The organism is Terriglobia bacterium, from assembly GCA_020072785.1.
Taxonomy (GTDB): domain Bacteria; phylum Acidobacteriota; class Terriglobia; order Acidiferrales; family UBA7541; genus Acidiferrum.
The window spans coordinates 1,476,483-1,495,155 of the sequence record JAIQGG010000002.1 but is presented as its reverse complement, the minus strand read 5'-3'; the positions used below and the strand labels follow the sequence as shown (position 1 = coordinate 1,495,155).

Sequence of the window (18,673 nt, the reverse complement as noted above, 5' to 3'; positions counted from 1 at the left end):
GTGCGGATTGCTGCTGGTGTTGTGGGATCTCGTATTTCGATCTATCGTTGTTTGCCGGCGCTATTTGCCGCCAAGTACCTCGCGCATTTTCGCCACGTCCAGTTCGCCCTCCCACCGGCTGACCACAATCGTGGCCACGCCGTTGCCGACGACGTTCGTCAAGGCCCGGCATTCGCTCATGAATTTGTCGACTCCCAGCAGAAGCGCCAGCGCTTGCACGGGTATTTCGGGGAAGACGCTGAGCACCGCCGCCACCTTCACGAAAGCTCCGCCGGGCACGCCCGCGCCTCCCGTCGACGCAATCATGGCGAAGAGCAGCACGCGCACCTCCTGCCCCAGCGTGAAATGCACGTTGGTGGCCTGCGCCAGGAAGAGCACCGCCAGGGTGATATAGATATTCGCTCCGTCGGTATTGAAGCTGTAGCCCATCGGAAACACCAGCCCCACAATCGAGCGCGGCGCGCCCAGGCGCTCCAGCTTCTGGAGCATGTCCGGAATCACGGTTTCCGACGAGCTGGTGCCCAGCACGATCAGGAGCTCGTCCTTGATGTAGGCGAGAAAACGGAAGAGCGAAAAGCCCGCCAGGTACGCGATGCTCCCGAGAATGAGCACGACGAAGATCACACTGGTGAGATAAAAAGTTCCAATCAGCTTGGCGAGATTGGAGAGCGCGGCGAGGTCGTAACGGCCGACGGTGAAGGCCATGGCTCCAAATGCGCCAATGGGCGCCAGTTGCACGATCATGCGGATGATGCCGAAACACACTTTGCTGGCCACGCTGACCGCGCGCGTCACCCGGGCGCTGCCCTCTCCCAGGCGCGAAATGGCGAAGCCGCAGAGGATGGCGATCAGCACCACCTGTAGAACATTGTCGTGAACGAAGGCATCCAGAAACGTTGCGGGAATGATTTCCAGCAGCCGGGCGAGGAGTCCGGCATCCTTGGCGCGGCTGGCGTGGCTGACGTACGCGGCCACTGATTTGGCGTCGAGCGATGCCGGATTGATGTTCAATCCCCGGCCCGGCTGCCCCGCTTGCGCCACCAGCATGCCGATGAGCAGCGCCGACACGGACACCACTTCGAAATAAACCAGCGTCTTCAAGCCCACGCGCCCGACCTTCTTCATGTCGGTCATGGACCCGATGCCCTGCACCAGCACGCAGAAGATCACCGGCCCGATCATCATTTTGATGAGCGCGATGAAACCGTCGCCCAGCGGTTTGAGGGCTATGCCTGCTTGGGGGAAGAAGTGCCCGGCGAAGATGCCCAGGGCGATCGCCACCAGGACCTGCACGTAAAGGTCTCTGTACCAGGGGCGGCGGGTCACGGCTATGCTTTTTCGTTTCTCTTTTGCGCGAGAAATGCGGAAAGTTCACCGGCTTGGGTCTGCAGCGTGCGCAGCCAGCGTTGCCCGCCGAAGATGAATCCTGTCCAGTACCCGATCTCCACGATCTGCGGCTCGCTGAATTCGGCGTGCAGCCGCTGCCACAGGGCATCGTCCGCTCTCTCCGGAGCCCACATGATGGCGTCGGCATAGCTCAAGGCGAGTTTTTCGCGCGCCGTAAACCGCTCGGACTCTTCGTACTTATGCACTTCCGACATCCGGTCTTCTTTGTTCCGCGCACCCTGCGCGGATCCCTGGTTCATTCAATAATTGCAGGACATGCTGATGGCGATGTAGGCCCGCAGCAGTTCCTTGAGCTCCCACTCCACGGTGCCCTTGTCTTTCTTGAACAGCATGTCAAAGGTCGTGGTGAATGAACGCATCACGTCCGGCTGATGCGCGCGAATGGCCTGATTCTCCGGCCCGGGTCGTCCGGCCTTGATCGAGGCCTCGAGCCACTGGCGTATTTGCGGGTCGGCAATCGTCTCTGGAGCCACATAGCTGATGCGGGCCATTGAAGTCTCCTTATCCAAGCGCAAGCAAGGCGCAGTGATCATACCATAATACGGTATGCCGGGGGCTCTCCACTCCCGTTTGTTCCGCGGTCAGAAAGCCGCCCTGCTTTCCGAAATCACGCCAAAAGAGAGGTCCTCTTTTCCGCGCGTGCTTGTGCTGGGAAGGAGCCGCCGCATACGAGTGCGGCTTACGCCTGTTGCCCGTGGCGCTTGTGGATGAAGGCCACGATGTCCTGCGTGGAGGTGCCGGGGAGGAAAATCTCTGCGATGCCTGCCTTCTTGAGCGCGGCAATGTCCGCTTCCGGGATAATCCCGCCGACCAGCACGGTCACATCCGGCATGCCCTTTTCGCGCAGCAGGTTCAGCAGTTGCGGGCAGATCGTATTGTGCGCCCCGGACAGAATCGACAGGCCGATGACGTCCACGTCCTCCTGCACCGCCGCCGAAGCGATCATCTCCGGCGTCTGCCGCAAGCCGGTGTAGATTACTTCCATGCCCGCATCGCGCAACGCCCGCGCGATCACTTTGGCGCCGCGGTCATGCCCATCCAGCCCCGGCTTGGCAATCAACACTCGAATCTTCTTCTCAGGCATAAGGGTTGTGTTCCCGGAACGTCCTTGGATTTGTCAGACTTAGGTGATTGCGACTTCCTCGTAGGTGCCGAAGACGGCGCGCATGGCGTCGCAGATCTCCCCAAGCGTCGCATACGCCTTCACCGCGTCGTAGAGGAAGGGCATCAGGTTGTCTTTGCCCTCGGCGGCCTTGCGCAGCGCGCCCAGCCGCCGGGCCACTTCGTCGTTGGACCGCTCCGCGCGCAGCTTGCTCAGGCGTTCCGCCTGGCGGTGCGCCACGGTCTCGTCAATCTGCAGAATCTCCAGCGGCTTTTCGTCGGCCACGTAGTCGTTGACCCCGACCATGATCTTTTCCTTGTGGTCCACGGCCATCTGGTAGCGGTAGGAAGCCTCGGCTATCTCGCGCTGCGGATAGCTGCGCTCGATCGCCGCCACCATCCCGCCCATGGCGTCGATCTTGTGGATGTAGTCCCACGCGGCGCGCTCGATCTCGTTGGTCAGCGTCTCCACGAAATACGAGCCGCCCAGCGGATCCACCGTATTGGTCACCCCGGTCTCGTGGGCGATGATCTGCTGCGTGCGCAGCGCGATCGTGGCCGCGAACTCCGTGGGCAACGCCCAGGCTTCGTCCAGCGAGTTGGTATGCAGCGACTGCGTTCCGCCCAGCACCGCGGCCAGCGCCTGGATCGCCGTGCGCACCACGTTGTTGTACGGCTGCTGCGCCGTCAGCGAGCATCCCGCCGTCTGCGTGTGGAAGCGCAGCGCCCACGACCGCGCGCCCTTCGCGCCGTAGCGCTCGACCATGGCCTTGTGCCAGATGCGCCGCGCCGCGCGGTACTTGGCGATCTCTTCGAAGAAATCGCTGTGCGCGTTGAAGAAAAATGACAGCTGCGGCCCGAACTCGTCCACGTTCAGCCCGCGGCGCAGCGCGTATTCCACGTACTCCATGCCGTCGCGCAGCGTGAACGCCAGCTCCTGGATGGCCGTCGATCCCGCCTCGCGGATGTGATACCCGCTGATGGAGATGGTGTTGAACTTCGGCGTGTTCTTCACCCCGAATTCGAACGTGTCGATCACCAGCCGCATCGAGGGTTCCGGCGGGTAGATGTACTCCTTCTGCGCGATGTATTCCTTCAGAATGTCGTTCTGGATCGTTCCGGAGATCTTCTTCCAGTCCGCACCCTGCTTTTCCGCCACCGCCAGGTACATGGCCCAGATAATCGCCGCGGGCGAATTGATGGTCATCGACGTGGTTACATCGGCCAGCGGAATCTTGTCGAAGAGCACTTCCATGTCCGCCAGGGAAGAGATGGCCACGCCGCACTTGCCGACTTCGCCCTCCGCAAGAGCATGATCGGAGTCGTATCCCATCAGGGTCGGCAGGTCGAACGCCGTGGACAGGCCCGTCTGTCCCTGCGCGAGCAGGTAGCGGAAGCGCTGGTTGGTGTCCTCGGCGGTGCCGAACCCTGCAAACTGCCGCATGGTCCACAGCCGCCCGCGGTGCATTGTCGAATGAATGCCCCGCGTGTACGGCGGTTCGCCGGGCAAGCCCAGGTCGCGGTCGGCGTCGAAGCCGGGAAGATCGGCCGGAGTGTACAGGCGGCGGATCGGATAGCCTGAGATGGTCGTGAATTCCGGCAGCCGCTCCGGGCTCTTCTCCAGGGTGGGCCGCAGCGTGTTTTCTTCCCATGCGCGCTCTTTGGCCGAGGGTTCGCGGTGCGCGGAGGAAGCCTCGGAGGCGGCTACAGTCTGCGTGAGTCCCTTGTCCTGTTCAGCCATGGTGCGGCACTCCCGGGGCGCAAAAATTCAAACAACCGGTTGAATTATGCGGACCTACTGTATGGTAGTCGAAAGCGCTGCCGAGGACAAGCGCAGGTGCTGCAAATATCGGCGACAGACGGCGCGCTTGCCGCGGACGTTGACCGCTTTGCGGTCACCCGTGACGTCGACCGCTTTGCGGTCCCCCGTGACGTCGACCGCTTCGCGGTCCCCCGGAAAGGGAAATGGCCGCGCGGCGCTCTGCCGCGCAGAAAAAAGCCGGTCCCTGCACCGCCGCGGGACCGGCCGGGCAAGCACACGGATGCCGCGGCGCTAATTGCCCTTCGAAGTGCCCACTACCTCGCCGTGCAGCGTTCCCGGGATCAGCGTTTCCCGCTCCACCTCGCCGCTCTTGGCGTCGGCCAGCGTCACGCGGTTCACGTCCAGCGTCCGTCCCAGAGCCCGCTCGTAATCCGCCTTGGCCTTGACCAGGTCCACCAGCGCGCGCAGTTCGTTGCCCTGCGCCGTGGTCAGGTCGCGCTGCGTCTGAATCACCAGAAATACCGTCGATGCCCCCAGCTGGTACTTCTTCTGCTCGGCGTCAAACGTCTGTTCCTGCAGCACCCGCGCCTTCACCGCCGCCTCCACCCGCGCCCGGTCCTGTTCCAGCGCGATGTACGCGTTGCGCACGTCCAGCAGCGCCGCATTCTTGAGCTGCTGCACTTGTGCCTCGAGCTGTCTCTGCGCCAGCAGCGCGCGCTGATTGTCCGCTTGCGCCTGCCGGTTGCGCAGGGGAATGGTCAGGCTGAACTGCACCGCGTAGTCCGGAAACTGATTGTGGAACACCTGGCTCATCGCCCCGCCCAGCCCGTCTTTCGCCAGGCCCGTGACATTCGGCACGCTCTGCGGCAGATAAATCGGAATGGGCGCATTGCTGGCGTCGAGCACGGTGACCGGCAATCCGCTGGCGTCCACCACCGGCGTGCCCGCCACTACCGACGGCGTCCCCAGAAGGGCGGAATTGCCCGCCAGCCCCACCGTGCCGTACTGCGCGCTGACGGACGCCACGGGTAACAGCGCATTGCGCGTCGCCCGCACGCTGATGTCCGCGTTCTTCAGGTTGTAGTCCTGCTGCCGCAGGTCCGGCCGGTTGGCAAACGCCTCTCTCAGTGCTTCCGCAAACGTCGGCGCCTCGATCTGCTCCGGCTTGGCCGGCAGATCCGTGGGGATGATTTCCACGTCTATCAGTTTCGCATCCAGCGGATTCTTGGAAATGGCGTTTTTCAGCGCCTGCTGCTGTTGCAGCAGCACCGTCTGGGCCACGATCAGGTTTTGCCGGTTGGTCGCCACCTCGGATTCCGCGCGCACCACGTCGATCGGCGCCATCGTGCCGATCTCCACCTGCTTCTTGTTGTCGGAATAGAGCTTCTCCGCGACCCCCACCGCGCGCTCCTGCACCTTCACGTTCTCCCGCGCGTACACCAGCTCCCAGTAGGTGTTGATCGTCCCCGTGATCGTGGTGATGGCCTGCTGCTCGAACTGCAGGTCCGCGATCTTGCGGTTGTTCTTGGCGATGCGGATGTTGCGCGTGTTCGGCAGCAGCCCGAAGCCGTTCAGCAGTTCCTGCTGAATGGAAACAAACAGCGAACTCTGCACCGACGGATTGAACAGCGCCGCCGGAGAGCTGGTCGAGCTTCGCGTATTGTTCCAGGAAACCCCCAGGCCCGTGCCCGTCCAGAAGCCCTGCGAATATTGCATGTTGTACTGCGCCGTGTGCGTCTTCAGGCTGGTCAGCGCCGCTGTGCCGGTCCCCGCCGTGAAGGGGTTGTTCACGGGCGTGGTGCGGTCGTCATACGCGATTGTCGACGTCAGGGTCGGATCGAAATTCAGCGGGGGAATCGAGCCCAGCGACGTCGCCGTTCCCGTGCCCGAAAGTCCCCGGCCCGTACCGCCTCCCAGCGTGCGCAGGATGTCCGTGTCCGCGATCCACGGGTTGTAGCGCTGCACCACGATGTCCAGGTTGTTTTCCAGCGCCAATTCGATCGTCTCCCGCAGGCTGATCTCGAGCTTCCCGTCGTGGATCAACTGCTCCAGCCGCAGCGAATTCTCCAGGTTCGGCGGCTCCAGCTTGATTGGCCGATAGGGATTGATGAGGTTGGGGAACGCCCGCGGCGCGCGCGAAAAATTGTGCGTGGAGAGCTGCAGCGAGAGCGGCGTCGCGCCGGGCGTGGTCTTTGCCGCCGGCGTGCCGGGCTGCTGCGCCGCGCCGGGCGCGGTCTTTACCGCCGGCGTGCCGGGCTGCTGCGCCGCTTCCTGTGCAAATAGCGGAGTGCCCGGGCCGGCGCCCAGCACCAGTGCCAGCCAAGCCGCGAATAGCGAACGAGCGAACGACATTCTCATTGTGATCCTCACCCCTCGGTATCCCGTACCCGCAGTTAGACGCAAGACTCTCAAATCAGTGGAACGTTGGCGAAAGGGAATTTGTTTCATCAAATCGCCACATCGCAGCATTCTTTCGAGGCGCGCCGCACCCCGCGGCACCCGCTGAGTCTAGCAGGGGGCCTCTTTCTTGACAACGCGCCGGACCACGACTAGGCTGCTGAGGCTTCGTGATTTACTGCACTTTTCCGGGTGATGGACGGCATGGACTCTGGCGAGCAATTCCTCAAGCTTTTCGAATCCGCAGGGGCCATCCGCCGCGGCCATTTCGAGCTTTCCAGCGGTCTGCACAGCGCCATGTACGTGCAGTGCGCCCTGGTGCTGCAGTATCCCCGTTACGCGGAGCGCCTGGGCGCGGCCCTGGCGACCTGCTTCGCGCAGGACCGCGTCGAAGCTGTCGTCTCCCCGGCCATGGGCGGCGTCATCATCGGCCAAGAGGTGGCCCGTGCTCTTCCCGCCCCTCCGGGCGACTCCGGTGGCGGCACTCCCGCGCTGTTCGTCGAGCGCGATGCCGGCGGCTCCATGTCCCTGCGCCGCGGCTTTAGCCTCAACCCCGGCCAGCGCGTCCTGGTCGTCGAAGACGTCTGGACCACCGGCGGCTCCACCCTCGAAACCATCCGTGTGGTGCAAGAGGCCGGCGGCGTGGTCGTGGCCGTGGGCGCGCTCATCGACCGCAGCGGCGGCAAGATCGCCTTTCCCGTTCCAGCGCGCGCCCTGCTCGGCCTGACCATTGACAGCTACCAGCCCGCCGCCTGCCCCCTCTGCCGCGAGGGCCGCCCCGCCGTCAAACCCGGCAGCCGCTTCGTCCGCGCCGGGCGCTGAGGCCCCGCGCCGTGCTCACCGCATGCGCTACTTCAAGCTGACCATCGCCTACGACGGCACCGGCTTTCACGGCTGGCAAAACCAGCCCCACAAGCCCACCCTTCAGGGCGCCATCACCGAGGTTCTCAACCGTCTCACCCTGGAGCGCATCGCCCTCCACGGCGCGGGGCGCACCGATGCCGGCGTCCACGCTCTCGGACAGGTGGCGCACTTCGAGACCCGCTCCAGCCTGGGCGCCGCCGAGTTCCAGCGCGCCTGCAACGCCCTCCTCCCCCCAGTCATTCGCATCGTCGCTGCCGAAGAAGTCGGCCCGGCTTTCCACGCCCGCTATGACGCCATCGGCAAGACCTACCGCTACCGCATTTACCGCGGCCGCGTCGTCCCGCCTACCCACTGGCGCTACGTCCTGCACTATCCCTTTCCGCTCGACGAAGCGCGCATGGCCGAGGCCGCTGTCCGCTACGTCGGCATCCACGATTTCGCGTCCTTCGCCGCCTCCACCGGTTCCGAGGAGGACGACCGCGAGCGCGAGACCTTGCGCGAAATCTTTTCCGCCGAACTGAAGCGTGCCGCTGACCCCGAAGAGCTGCACTTCACCGTGCGCGGGAAATCCTTCCTCCGCTACATGGTTCGCAAGATGGCCGGAACCCTGCTCGATATTGGCCGCGGCAAACTCCAGCTCGCGGACATCGACCGCCTCTACGAGTTGCGCGACCGCTCCAAGTCCGGGCCCACCGTTCCCCCGCAGGGCCTGTGGATGGTCGAAGTCGCCTATCCCGAGCCCTGGCGTATTACGGGCCCCGCATCTGTGTCTTGAGCCCCGTTTTCGGTTAGAATCCCGCCCATGGCTGCCCCTGCGATTCCGGCGGAGCTTTTGGACTCCTTAAACCCCGCCACCGGCGAAGTTGCCGGGCAGTTTGTGAAGACCCCGGCCGCGCTCCTGCCCGGCCTCTTCGGACACGCCCGCGCAGCGCAGTCCGTCTGGGCCCAGCGCCCCATTGCCGAGCGCTGCGCGTTCCTCAAGGAATTCGCCGCGCAACTCTTCGCCCAGCGCGCCGCGCTCGCCGCTCTCGTCGTCCGCGAAACCGGCAAGCCCCGCGTCGAAGCCCTGTTCGCCGACCTCTTCGTCTCCCTCGATACCGCGAACTACTACGCCGCCAACGCCCCCGCCATGCTGCGCTCCGAATCCGTCGCCCACCACAGCCTCGCCGCCAAGGCCAAATCCGGCCGCCTCGAGTTCGAGCCCTACGGCGTTCTCGGCATTGTCAGCTCCTGGAATTACCCCCTGGCCATTCCCATCGGGCAGATCATTCCCGCCGTCGCCGCCGGCAACGCCGTCGTCTGCAAGACCAGCGAGTTCACTCCCGCCTGTGGCCAGGCCATCGCCGGCCTCTTCCGCGACTCCGGTTTTCCCGACGGCGTCGTCAGCATCGTCCAGGGCGGCGGGGAAGTGGGCCAGGCGCTCATCGCCGCCGGCCCGGACAAAGTCATCTTCACCGGCAGCGTGGCCACTGGCCGCCGCGTGGCTGAGGCCTGCGCCACGCGTCTCATTCCCTCCGTGTTGGAGCTGGGCGGCAAGGATGCCATGCTCGTCCTCGCCGATGCCGATTTGGACATCGCCGCCAGCGGTGCCGTCTGGGGCGGCTTCACCAATTGCGGTCAGGTCTGCCTCTCCGTCGAGCGCATTTTCGTGGAACAGTCCGTCAGCGAAGAGTTCGCCCGCCTCTGCGCCGAAAAAGCCCGCCGCCTGCGCCTCGGCCCGGGGAGCGACCCGGACACCGATGTCGGCCCGCTCATCCGCGCGCAGCACGTCCAGCGCGTCCACGACCTGGTCCAGGACGCCGTAGACCGCGGCGCACGCCTCCTCGCCGGCGGCCGCCCCCGCCCCGATCTCGGCCCCTGCTTCTACGAGCCCACCGTCCTCCTGGATGCCGACGCCACGATGCGCGTCTTTCAGGAAGAGACCTTCGGCCCCATCCTGGCCATTCAGGCCGTGCGCGACGCCGGCGAAGCCGTGGCCCGCGCCAACGACTCGCCCTTCGCCCTTGCCGCCAGTGTCTGGACCGCCGATGCCCGCCGTGGCCGCGAGATCGCCCGCCGCCTCCGCGCCGGCGCGGTCATGGTCAACGACGTCATCAGCGGCTTCGCCATTGCTGAGGCCCCGCACGGCGGCTGCGGCGCCAGCGGCTGGGGCCGCACGCACTCCCGCTACGGCCTGCTCGAAATGGTGCGCCTGAAATATGTGGACACGGACCTGCTCCCCGGCCGCGCCAAGCCCTGGTGGTATCGTTATGGCGCGGATCTGGAGCGCGCCGCCGACGCTTTCTTGCAATTTCAGTTTGGCCGCGGTGTTGCCGTGCGCCTGCGTCACGCTCGTGCTGCGCTCAAAACCATGTTCCGCAACCACGGCATGTAGCTGGTAGCGAGCGCTGGTTTTGCGTTTGTCATTCTGAGTCCCGGTTGTTTTTACCGGGACGATCGAAGATTCCGACTCCTGTCGGAAAGAATCTCAATCGGCAGAGTTTGCAAAGCTTTAAATATCGGTGCATTGTTCAGGGAGGCACGCACATGGCGGAAGAACCCAAGGGAGAAGCAGGCGCTCCGGAAACTGCGGGCGCCTCGGGCGGCGCAGCGGTCGCCAGCGCCCCCAAGCTCAAAACCCGCAAACCCAAGCAGCGTGCCTGCGACGAAAAGGACGCCAAGGGCAAGCTCTGCAACGGGCACCTCAAGCGCTGGTACGATTACCCCCAGGAGATCGCCGCACTGATCGGCCCGGCGGCCGAAATTTATCGCTGCGAATTCTGTAAGACGCTCTACCGTCCCGATCCTGCGCAGCAGCCCCATAGTTACACTCTGCGCTATTGAGAGTTTCTAAGAGCTCCTATTCCCGTCGTTCCGAGCGCAGCGATCGAAGATTCCGACCCGGTCGGAAGGAATCTCTCTTGGGAAAGGGCAGGCAAAAGCAGGGCACTGGAGGATCCAGCAATGCCGCAAAATGATCTGTCCCGGGAAGACCTGATCTACGATTGGAATACCGTCGTCCCGCCGGCCATCCCGCCCGGCACGCGCGTCCTCCTCAACGATGAAACCCTGCGCGACGGCCTGCAGAACCCCTCCGTCCACGACCCCAGCATCGCGGAAAAAATCGAAATCCTGCACCTCATGGAAGCCCTCGGCCTCGACGCCGTGAACATCGGCCTCCCCGGCGCCGGGCCCCGCGCCGTCGAGCACACCGAAGCCCTGGCCCGCGAGATCGCCACCAACCGCATGCGCATCCGCCCCAACTGCGCCGCGCGCACCCTCGAAAATGACATCCGCCCCATCGCCGAAATCTCCCAGCGCGTGGGCATCGCCCTCGAAGCCGCCACCTTCCTCGGTTCCAGCCCCATCCGCCGCCTGGTTGAAGACTGGACCGTCGATCACCTCCAGCGCACCACCGAAAAAGCCGTGCGCTTCGCCGTAGCCGAAGGCTTGCCCTCCATGTACGTCACCGAAGACACCATGCGCACCGATCCCGGCACGGTCAAGCGCCTCTACGGGACCGCTATTTCCTGCGGCGCGCGCGCCATCGTTCTTTGCGACACCGTCGGCCACGCTACTCCCCAGGGCGCCTACAATCTCGTCAAGTTCGCCGTCGAGGAAATCGTCAAGCCTTCCGGCGAAGCGATCCGCGTGGACTGGCACGGCCATTGCGACCGTGGCCTGGCCATCGCCAATTCGCTCGCCGCCGTTGCAGCCGGCGCGCAGCAGGTCCACGCCGCCGCCAACTCCCTCGGCGAGCGCGTCGGCAATACCCCCATGGAGCTGATGCTTGTCAATCTCCGCCTCATGGGCCTCATCGACCGCGACCTCTCCCGCCTCAAGGAGTACTGCGAGAAAGTCGCCCGCGCCACGCATACCACCATCCCCCCGAACTATCCCGTCGTCGGCCGCGACGCTTTCCGCACCGCCACCGGCGTTCACGCTGCGGCCATCGTCAAGGCCTACCGCAAGAACGATCCAATGCTCGCCGACTCCATCTACAGCGGCGTTCCCGCGCATCTCTTCGGCCTCGACCAGGTTGTCGAAATCGGCCCTATGAGCGGCAAGTCCAACGTCCTGTTCTGGCTCGAGAAGCACCACATCCCGGCCGGCGACGACCTGGTCAACCGCATCTTCGACGCCGCCAAGCAGTCGCCGCGGGTCTTGACCGACGGCGAGATCCTGGCTCTGTGCTCCGAAACGGCCCGCAATTGAAACCTCCGGCACGCAGAACCGGTTCCGCGTTGGCCACCCGCCCCGCAACTGCGGTCGTGAAACGCACCATTCTTTGGGTTATTCTCTTCGCTATGCCGGCTCGCACCGCTCCTCTCAACCGGGGTGCCGCCTCCGCTTCGGCGGAGTCGCTCGCCCTGCAATCGCACATCCGCGCGGCCCTCGACTGGTTTGTCCCCAATCTCTCCTGGATCAATGAGGAGCAGGCGCGCATCACCGCCGTTGCCGCGCCGCCCTTCCAGGAGGCCGGGCGTGCTGCCGCAATGAAGGCCGCGCTTTCCGCTGCCGGATTGCAGGTGCACATCGATCCCGCCGGTAACGTCATCGGCGAGCTGCGCGGCTCGAGCGAGCGCGAGCTGGTCATGCTCTCCGCGCATCTCGACACGGTCTTTCCTCCCGGCACCGACGTCCGCGTGCGCCGTGAGAAATCCCGCCTGCTGGCTCCTGGCATCTCCGACAACGGCACGGGGCTCGCCGCGCTGGTGGCCCTCGCCCGCGCCCTGCATGGCGCCCACGTGCGCCCGCAGCGCACCATTCTCTTTGTCGCCAACGTTGGGGAAGAAGGCGAAGGCAATCTCCGCGGCATGCGCGCCCTCGTGGACGCCTACCCCGGGCGCCTCAAAGCCGTCCTCGTCCTGGATGGCGCCGGCACCGAGCACGTCAGCACCAAGGCCCTGGCTTCCCGTCGCATCGAAGTCGCCGTCACCGGCCCGGGCGGCCACAGTTGGTCGGATTTCGGCCTCCCCAATCCCATCAACGCTCTCATCCGCGGCTCCGTGCGCTTCATCAACACTCGCGTCCCCGGGAGCCCCCGCACCACCTTCAACCTCGGTGAAATCCAGGGCGGCACCTCCGTCAACTCCATTCCCCACGAGGCCCGGCTGAAAGTGGACATCCGCTCCGAGAGCGAGGAAGAAATCGTGCGTCTGGAAGTGGCCCTGCGCGAGTGCATTGCCGCCGGCATTCGCGACGAACTGCAGGCCGCCACACGCCCCGGCAAGCTCGACTGGAAACTGAACGTGCTCGGCAGCCGCCCGGGCGGCGAAGCCCGCCCGGATTCGCCCCTGCTCGCCGCTCTGCGCTCCGCCGACGAGTTCCTCGGCAATGAATCGCGCATCGAGCGCTCCTCCACCGACGCCAACATTCCGCTCTCCGAAGGCATTGACGCCATTTCCATCGGCGCCGGCGGCTCCGGCGGCGGCGCGCATTCCCTGCAGGAATGGTACGACCCGGACGCGCGCGAACTCGGCCTCAAGCGCGCCCTCCTGACGCTCCTCGGCGTTTCCGGCGTGGCCCCGGAGAAAACGAAGTGAAGCCTGCCGCCCTCTCGCTGTGTCTCGGCGCCGCGCTCCTCGCGCCGGTTGCGTGGGCGCAGAGCGCGCCGCAAGTCACCACGAAATCCGCCCCAAGCGCTCCCCAGACTGTCGTCTATCGCAACGCACGCATCTACACCAACAATCCCGGGCATCCTTGGGCCGAAGCCCTCGTCGTCCGCGGCGAATTCATCCTCGGCGTCATCGGCGAAAGCGGCGTCGCGCAGTGGACGGAGCAGGGAACTCCCGTCATTGATCTCCACGGCGCTTTCGTCCTCCCCGGCTTCAACGACGCGCACGTCCATCTCGGCGGCGCCGGCGCCGATCTCCTCCACGTCCAGCTCAACGGCGTAGCCTCCGTTCCGGAGTTGCAGCGCCGCATCCGCGAAGCCGCCGCCGCGCGCAAACCCGGCGAATGGATCGTCGGCAGCGGCTGGGACCACACCCTCTGGCCAGAAAAGCGTTTTCCCACGCGCCAGCAGCTCGATGCCGCCGCTCCCGGCAATCCCGTCCTGCTGACTCACGTCTCCGGCCATGTCGCCGCCGCCAATTCTCTGGCCCTGCAACTCGCCGGCGTCAGCAAAGCCACGCCGAATCCGGCAGGGGGCGAAGTCGAGCGTGACGCCGCAGGCGACCTCACCGGCATGCTCAAGGAAGACACGGCGATGGCCCTCGTCGAAAAGAAAATCCCGCCGCCCACGCCCGCGCAGCGCCGTAAGGGCATCGAACTGGCCCTTGCCGATGCCGCCAAAAATGGCGTCACTTCCGTCCAGGACAATTCCGCCTGGGAAGATTTTCTCGTCTACCGCGACCTGCAGAAAGATGGCCGTCTCACCGCGCGCATCACCGAGTGGCTGCCGTTCCAGGCGCCGCTCGAGCGCCTCGAAGCCATGCGCCGCGAAGGAGGCACCACCGACTCCTGGCTGCGCACCGGCGCCCTCAAGATGGTCACGGACGGCGCGCTTGGCTCGCGCACCGCCGCTATGCTCGCTCCCTACTCCGACGAACCCGGCAGCCGCGGCATCTTCATCCTGGAACCGGATGAATTGCGCAAACTGGCCATCGAGCGCGACCGCGCCGGCTTCCAGCTCGCCTTCCACGCCATTGGTGACTGTGCCAACCGCATCGCTCTGGATGTCTTCGAGGCCGTCGCCAAAGCTAACGGCCCGCGCGACCGCCGCGACCGCATCGAGCACGCCCAGGTCGTCGCCCTCGAGGACATTCCCCGCTTCGGCCAGCTCTCCGTCATCGCCTCCATGCAGCCCTCGCACGAAACCACCGACATGCGCTGGGCCGAACAGCGCGTCGGCCCCGGCCGTGCCAAAGGCGCCTACGCCTGGGCCAGCCTGCAGAAGTCCGGCGCGCGCCTAGCCTTCGGCACCGATTATGACGTCGAGCCCCTCAGCCCTCTGCGCGGTCTCTACGCCTGCGTCACCCGCGAACTCCCCGGTGGCGGCCCCGCAGGTGGTTGGCAGCCGCAGGAGAAAATTTCGCTCGCCGATTGCATCCGTGCTTACACCACTGGGTCCTCCTACGCGGAATTTGCGGAAGGGAAGAAGGGCGAACTCAAAGAGGGCGAAGACGCCGATTTCGTCGTTCTTTCCGGCGACCTGACCAGGATCCCGCCCTCTGAATACACAAAAGTCCGTGTACTGCGCACCGTGGTCGGCGGCCGCACGGTCTACCAGGCGCAGTAGCTGCGCGGTTTCCCGGTCAATCCGCGAACGTTTCGGCATGCAGGTCATCTCCCGGCCTGCTTTCCTGCAGCGCAGAGTTGCCTTGGCTTTCCGCAGCTTCTACACTTGCTTGCCGTCATCTTCGTGTTTGGAATGGTTGCGTTTCCGTGGCCCTCACTCAGCGTCTCAAAGCCGATCTCTCTCTCGCACTGACCACCTTTCTCTGGGGCGTGACCTTCGTCGTCGTCAAAGATTCGGTTTCCCACGCCTCCGTTTTTCTTTTTCTTACTCTGCGCTTCGGCCTGGCGGCGCTCATCTTGGCGCTGCTGCAACGCAAGGCGCTGCGCAAACTCCGCCGCGAAGAACTCCTCGCCGGCGTGTGGCTCGGCCTGTTCATGTTCGGCGGATATGCCTTTCAGACCTTCGGCCTGGTCTTCACCACGCCCACCAAGTCGAGCTTCGTCACCGGCTCCAGCGTGGTCCTTGTGCCCCTGCTTCTGGCGCTCTTCTGGCGCGGCCGCCTGCACTTCTGGGAGTACGCCGGAGCGCTGGCCGCGATCGGCGGTCTCTACTTTCTGACTGTGCCTGGGGGCCACGTCTCCCGGCTGAATCTCGGCGATCTGCTGACACTTGTTGGCGCCATGCTCTACGCTTTCCACATCATCCTGGTGGGGCGGTACGCGCGCACCCACCCGCATGCCTCTCTCTGCTTCCTGCAGGTCGCGGCGACGGCGCTGCTGTCCACGGGAGCGTGCGTGTTCGCCGCCGCCACCAGCTGGCAGCGCCCGCGCTTCGACGCCAGCTGGCAACTCTATGCCGGAATCGGGGTCACCGCCGTGTTCGCTACGGCCGTGGCCTTCACGATCCAGCTGTGGGCGCAGCGCTACACTTCACCGAGCCACGCGGCGGTGCTCTTCACGCTGGAACCGGTGTTTGCGGCGGGCACCTCGTATCTGCTTCTGGGCGAACGGCTCGGCGGGCGGGCGCTGCTGGGCGCGGGGCTGGTGATGGCGGGAATTTTAGTGGCCGAACTGAAAGGCCCGGCGCCGGCGGCGGCGGAGTCTGCCGAGCCGGCTGCGGGTGCGGCTTGAACGGGGCCGGGAATTAACGGCCGTTGGAGGAGTACTTCACGTCCACGGGCTCGAACATGGTGGCGGTGGCGGCGTGCGATTTTTCGTAGGCGGTAATGCTGGTTTCGTGCTGCAGCGTGGTGCCGATGTCGTCGAGGCCCTTCAGCAGGACTTCCTTGCGTGACGCCGGGATCTCGAACTTGCAGCACAAGCCGTGTTTGTCGGTGATGGTCTGCTTGGGCAGGTCCACAGTGAGCGTGTAGCCCTCTTCTTTTTCCGTGCGTTTGAAGATCTCCTCGACCTGCTCTTCGGAGAGAATCGCCGGGAGGATGCCGTTCTTGAAGCAGTTGTTGTAGAAAATGTCGGCGAAGCTCGGCGCGAGGATCACGCGGAAGCCGTAGTCCTTCACGCCCCAGGGAGCGTGCTCGCGGCTGGAGCCGCAACCGAAGTTGGCGCGGGCCAGCAGGATGGAGGCGCCCTTATAGCGCGGGAAGTTCAGCACGAATTGCGGATTGGGCTTTTCGCCGGGGAGATAGCGCCAGTCGTAGAAAAGGATGCGGCCAAAGCCCTCGCGGGTGAGGGCCTTCAGGAATTGCTTGGGCACCATCTGGTCGGTGTCCACGTTGACGCGGTCGAGCGGGGCGACCAGGCCGGCGTGTGTGGTGAAGGGTTGCATGGGTTCGCTAGCTCCTCAGATTCTTTCTCCTCGAGCGGGAGAAGAAGAGAGATTCCTTCCGACCGGGTCGGAATCTTCCATCGCTTCGCTCGGAATGACGGAAAAAAGCAAAAGCAAAACCAAAACCAAAAGCCAAGAATGCCGGGCTAAAGCCCGGCGTCTACATGCGTGACCGCGAAGCGGTCAACAAAATGCTCACTCCACGTGGGCGACGTCGAATTCGCGGACGTCGACGAAGTGGCCGGCGATGGCCGCGGCGGCGGCCATGACCGGGCTGACCAGGTGCGTGCGCCCATCCTTGCCCTGGCGGCCTTCGAAGTTGCGGTTGGAGGTGCTGGCCGAGCGCTCGTGCGGCGGGAGCACGTCGGCGTTCATGCCGATGCACATGCTGCATCCTGCGTCGCGCCACTCGAAGCCGGCCTCGCGGAAAACCTTGTCCAGGCCTTCCTTCTCGGCGGCAGCCTTGATACCCCGCGAGCCGGGCACGATCAGCGCCTGCTTGATGGTCCTGGCCACGTGCTTGCCGGCGACAAGATGGGCCGCGGCGCGCAGATCGTCCAGGCGGGCGTTGGTGCACGAGCCGATGAAGACGCGATCCACCGGGATATCCACGATGGGCGTGCCGGGTTTCAGACCCATGTACTTCAGCGCGCTCTCCGTAGCTTTCTGGTCGTTGGGATCGGCGAAGGATCCGGGATCGGGCACGCGGCCGTTCACCGCGGTGACCATGCCGGGATTGGTGCCCCAGGTGACCTGCGGAGCGAGAGAACCGGCCTGCAGTTCGAGGGTGGCGTCGAATTTTGCGCCGTCGTCGGTATTGAGCAGTTTCCAGCGCTCGACCGCTTCCTGAAAGGCTTTGCCGCGGGGAACGAAGGGCCGGCCTTCCATGTACGCGAAGGTGGTGTCGTCCGGGGCGACCATGCCGGCGCGCGCGCCGCCTTCGATGGTCATATTGCAGACGGTCATGCGCCCGTCCATGGAGAGGCCGCGGATGGCTTCGCCGCCGTATTCGGCGACGTGGCCGTTGCCGCCGCTGATGCCCATCCTGCCGATGATGGCCAGGATGATGTCCTTGGCGGTGACGCCCTTGGGGCGCTTGCCGTGCACCAGGATGCGCATGGTCCTGGAACGGCCCTGCACCAGGCACTGGGTGGCGAGGACGTGTTCGACCTCGCTGGTGCCGATGCCGAAGGCCAGCGTGCCGAAGGCGCCATGCGTCGAGGTGTGGCTGTCGCCGCAGACGATGGTCTGCCCCGGCTGGGTGATGCCCAACTCGGGGCCGATGATGTGCACGATGCCCTGATTGCGGCTATTCATGTCGAACAGGCGTACGCCGGATTCCCGGCAGTTCTTTTCGAGGGCGTCGAACTGTTTGATGGCGTCCTGGTCGAGGATCGGCAGGGTGCGGTCGGTCGTCGGCACCGAGTGATCCATCACCGCGAAAGTGAGGTCGGGGCGGCGGACTTTGCGGCCCTCGGCGCGAAGCCCGGCGAAGGCCTGCGGGGAAGTGCCTTCGTGGATCAGGTGGCGGTCAATGTAGAGGAGCGCGGGCTGGCCGGGCTCTTCGTAGACAACGTGGTTATCCCAGATTTTCTCGTAGAGTGTTTTTGGTGGCATGGCTGTCATTTCGATTTTAGCACCGGCGAAATGGAAGTCCAAATCGCGGCGCAGCGGCGGGAAATCGCCGCTAGTTCGTTCTCTTGGCGGCCTCCAGCATGGCTTTGCGGCGGCCGGCGACGAACTTGGAAACCTGCGCGAAGCGCTCGCGGCTGGCCTTGGTGCTCATGATCACTTTTTCGATGTTGGCGAACATGGTGGGGTTCTGGGATTTCTCGCGCAGCTCCTTCAGGAAAGGCTGGACCTTGGCGAAGAGGAAGAACATCTCGCCGGAGAAGGAGGGATCGAAGAAGAGGGTTTCGTTGAGCGCGCCATTGAGCACAAGAGAAGAGGCCAGGCTCCAGTAGCCGCCTACCTGGCGCAGCCAGTTGTTCTCCTGGGTGCCGAGGGTGTTGCCGTGCTTCATGTAGTCCTCGGCGGTTTCCGGCCAGAATTCGACCAGCCACCAATTGCGGGCCTTGCGCAATTCGGATTCGCGGCGCAGATCGTAGAGCTGAAGAATCAGTTGGGCGTCGGCGGCTGTGGGCTTCTTGGGCATGGAGCTCTCCTCGGAACGATTTTGGGTAATGCGTTGGTGT

Annotated in this window: 17 protein-coding genes; 8 read left to right on the top strand and 9 right to left on the bottom strand. The window is 64.8% G+C overall.

Annotated features, from left to right (window positions below; genetic code table 11):
- Window positions 1-60: 60 nt before the first annotated feature.
- The 6 genes from dctA to LAN61_09760 form a co-directional block, all read right to left on the bottom strand.
- Window positions 61-1,332: a C4-dicarboxylate transporter DctA gene (gene dctA, locus LAN61_09785; GenBank protein MBZ5540797.1), complete on the bottom strand. Its 1,272-nt coding sequence runs from the start codon at window positions 1,330-1,332 to the stop codon at window positions 61-63.
- On the bottom strand, window positions 1,329-1,601 hold the full coding sequence (locus LAN61_09780) for a hypothetical protein (protein MBZ5540796.1): 273 nt from the start codon (window positions 1,599-1,601) through the stop codon (window positions 1,329-1,331). Before LAN61_09780 ends, dctA begins: the two co-directional genes overlap by 4 nt.
- 45 nt (window positions 1,602-1,646) lie before the next feature.
- Complete coding sequence (locus LAN61_09775) at window positions 1,647-1,898, bottom strand: hypothetical protein (GenBank protein MBZ5540795.1); 252 nt, start codon at window positions 1,896-1,898, stop codon at window positions 1,647-1,649.
- A 188-nt stretch (window positions 1,899-2,086) separates the two neighbouring features.
- Window positions 2,087-2,491, bottom strand: coding sequence for a cobalamin B12-binding domain-containing protein (locus LAN61_09770; protein MBZ5540794.1), 405 nt, complete (start codon window positions 2,489-2,491; stop codon window positions 2,087-2,089).
- 39 nt (window positions 2,492-2,530) lie between these two features.
- Window positions 2,531-4,249, bottom strand: coding sequence for a methylmalonyl-CoA mutase family protein (locus LAN61_09765; GenBank protein MBZ5540793.1), 1,719 nt, complete (start codon window positions 4,247-4,249; stop codon window positions 2,531-2,533).
- Between the two features lie 312 nt (window positions 4,250-4,561).
- Window positions 4,562-6,622 carry a TolC family protein gene (locus tag LAN61_09760; GenBank protein ID MBZ5540792.1) on the bottom strand — a complete coding sequence of 687 codons (2,061 nt, stop codon included), beginning with the start codon at window positions 6,620-6,622 and terminating at the stop codon, window positions 4,562-4,564.
- Window positions 6,623-6,871: 249 nt separating this feature from the next.
- Between LAN61_09760 and pyrE the strand changes: the two genes are divergently transcribed.
- The 8 genes from pyrE (at window position 6,872) to LAN61_09720 (ending at window position 15,823) form a co-directional block, all read left to right on the top strand.
- Window positions 6,872-7,489, top strand: a complete 618-nt coding sequence (gene pyrE, locus LAN61_09755) for an orotate phosphoribosyltransferase (protein ID MBZ5540791.1) — start codon at window positions 6,872-6,874, stop codon at window positions 7,487-7,489.
- A gap of 22 nt (window positions 7,490-7,511) precedes the next feature.
- Window positions 7,512-8,306, top strand: coding sequence for a tRNA pseudouridine(38-40) synthase TruA (gene truA, locus LAN61_09750; protein MBZ5540790.1), 795 nt, complete (start codon window positions 7,512-7,514; stop codon window positions 8,304-8,306).
- A gap of 27 nt (window positions 8,307-8,333) precedes the next feature.
- On the top strand, window positions 8,334-9,905 hold the full coding sequence (locus LAN61_09745; GenBank protein MBZ5540789.1) for an aldehyde dehydrogenase family protein: 1,572 nt from the start codon (window positions 8,334-8,336) through the stop codon (window positions 9,903-9,905).
- A 152-nt stretch (window positions 9,906-10,057) separates the two neighbouring features.
- Window positions 10,058-10,354, top strand: coding sequence for a hypothetical protein (locus LAN61_09740; protein MBZ5540788.1), 297 nt, complete (start codon window positions 10,058-10,060; stop codon window positions 10,352-10,354).
- Between the two features lie 120 nt (window positions 10,355-10,474).
- Window positions 10,475-11,725, top strand: coding sequence for a 2-isopropylmalate synthase (locus tag LAN61_09735; protein ID MBZ5540787.1), 1,251 nt, complete (start codon window positions 10,475-10,477; stop codon window positions 11,723-11,725).
- A gap of 92 nt (window positions 11,726-11,817) precedes the next feature.
- The gene (locus LAN61_09730) at window positions 11,818-13,056 is read left to right on the top strand and encodes a M20/M25/M40 family metallo-hydrolase (protein ID MBZ5540786.1); all 1,239 of its coding nucleotides are present in this window, start codon (window positions 11,818-11,820) and stop codon (window positions 13,054-13,056) included.
- Complete coding sequence (locus LAN61_09725) at window positions 13,053-14,753, top strand: amidohydrolase family protein (GenBank protein ID MBZ5540785.1); 1,701 nt, start codon at window positions 13,053-13,055, stop codon at window positions 14,751-14,753. The genes LAN61_09730 and LAN61_09725 overlap by 4 nt, the downstream gene beginning before the upstream one ends.
- Before the next feature lie 146 nt (window positions 14,754-14,899).
- Window positions 14,900-15,823, top strand: a complete 924-nt coding sequence (locus LAN61_09720; protein MBZ5540784.1) for a DMT family transporter — start codon at window positions 14,900-14,902, stop codon at window positions 15,821-15,823.
- 13 nt (window positions 15,824-15,836) lie between these two features.
- Here the strand turns inward: LAN61_09720 and leuD are convergent, their stop codons facing one another.
- From leuD to LAN61_09705, 3 genes are all read right to left on the bottom strand, one after another.
- A complete protein-coding gene (gene leuD, locus LAN61_09715) occupies window positions 15,837-16,478 on the bottom strand; it encodes a 3-isopropylmalate dehydratase small subunit (GenBank protein ID MBZ5540783.1) in 642 nt (213 codons plus the stop codon).
- Window positions 16,479-16,673: 195 nt separating this feature from the next.
- Complete coding sequence (gene leuC / locus LAN61_09710) at window positions 16,674-18,095, bottom strand: 3-isopropylmalate dehydratase large subunit (protein ID MBZ5540782.1); 1,422 nt, start codon at window positions 18,093-18,095, stop codon at window positions 16,674-16,676.
- Between the two features lie 70 nt (window positions 18,096-18,165).
- On the bottom strand, window positions 18,166-18,633 hold the full coding sequence (locus LAN61_09705; protein ID MBZ5540781.1) for a hypothetical protein: 468 nt from the start codon (window positions 18,631-18,633) through the stop codon (window positions 18,166-18,168).
- Window positions 18,634-18,673 lie beyond the last annotated feature (40 nt).

Bases quoted from the DNA above. Each gene is read 5' to 3' on its own strand.
- LAN61_09780 (MBZ5540796.1), bottom strand. From the start codon at position 1,601: ATGTCGGAAGTGCATAAGTACGAAGAGTCCGAGCGGTTTACGGCGCGC.
- LAN61_09775 (MBZ5540795.1), bottom strand. From the start codon at position 1,898: ATGGCCCGCATCAGCTATGTGGCTCCAGAGACGATTGCCGACCCGCAA.
- LAN61_09770 (MBZ5540794.1), bottom strand. From the start codon at position 2,491: ATGCCTGAGAAGAAGATTCGAGTGTTGATTGCCAAGCCGGGGCTGGAT.
- LAN61_09765 (MBZ5540793.1), bottom strand. From the start codon at position 4,249: ATGGCTGAACAGGACAAGGGACTCACGCAGACTGTAGCCGCCTCCGAG.
- LAN61_09760 (MBZ5540792.1), bottom strand. From the start codon at position 6,622: ATGTCGTTCGCTCGTTCGCTATTCGCGGCTTGGCTGGCACTGGTGCTG.
- pyrE (MBZ5540791.1), top strand. From the start codon at position 6,872: ATGGACTCTGGCGAGCAATTCCTCAAGCTTTTCGAATCCGCAGGGGCC.
- truA (MBZ5540790.1), top strand. From the start codon at position 7,512: ATGCGCTACTTCAAGCTGACCATCGCCTACGACGGCACCGGCTTTCAC.
- LAN61_09745 (MBZ5540789.1), top strand. From the start codon at position 8,334: ATGGCTGCCCCTGCGATTCCGGCGGAGCTTTTGGACTCCTTAAACCCC.
- LAN61_09740 (MBZ5540788.1), top strand. From the start codon at position 10,058: ATGGCGGAAGAACCCAAGGGAGAAGCAGGCGCTCCGGAAACTGCGGGC.
- LAN61_09735 (MBZ5540787.1), top strand. From the start codon at position 10,475: ATGCCGCAAAATGATCTGTCCCGGGAAGACCTGATCTACGATTGGAAT.
- LAN61_09730 (MBZ5540786.1), top strand. From the start codon at position 11,818: ATGCCGGCTCGCACCGCTCCTCTCAACCGGGGTGCCGCCTCCGCTTCG.
- leuD (MBZ5540783.1), bottom strand. From the start codon at position 16,478: ATGCAACCCTTCACCACACACGCCGGCCTGGTCGCCCCGCTCGACCGC.
- leuC (MBZ5540782.1), bottom strand. From the start codon at position 18,095: ATGCCACCAAAAACACTCTACGAGAAAATCTGGGATAACCACGTTGTC.
- LAN61_09705 (MBZ5540781.1), bottom strand. From the start codon at position 18,633: ATGCCCAAGAAGCCCACAGCCGCCGACGCCCAACTGATTCTTCAGCTC.